The sequence below is a fragment of the Trabulsiella guamensis ATCC 49490 genome (assembly GCF_000734965.1).
GTDB lineage: Bacteria > Pseudomonadota > Gammaproteobacteria > Enterobacterales > Enterobacteriaceae > Trabulsiella > Trabulsiella guamensis.
In genome coordinates this window covers 1-251 of the sequence record NZ_JMTB01000261.1, presented here as the reverse complement: position 1 = coordinate 251, position 251 = coordinate 1, and the positions used below count along the sequence as shown (strand labels likewise).

The window sequence follows — 251 nt, the reverse complement described above, 5'->3', positions numbered from 1 at the left end:
GCGGCTGAGCTGCATGTCCTCCGGCAGGTTGTGGCTGTCAATCAGCTCGTTGATGGCGTCGCGGATCTCTTCCTGGGTGTGGCGTTTATCGCGAAGCATCTGATGAAGCTGATCCCTGATGGATTCCGGAAGCAGGTCAATCTTTGACGGTCGGCCGCGTGTCTGGCGTTCATTTGTCATAAAGGTTACCGTCCCCTGACGTCTGTGCCTGCTCGATACGCTGACAGGCGATGTCAAAATATTCGTTCGTC

General features: G+C 55.4%; 1 protein-coding gene. It reads right to left on the bottom strand.

All coding sequences use genetic code 11. The annotated features are described in order from the left end of the window. Window positions 1–180 (bottom strand): phage protein Gp27 family protein (locus GTGU_RS23840; RefSeq protein ID WP_038164109.1); only part of this gene is annotated, 180 nt, incomplete at its 3' end. Window positions 181–251 lie beyond the last annotated feature (71 nt).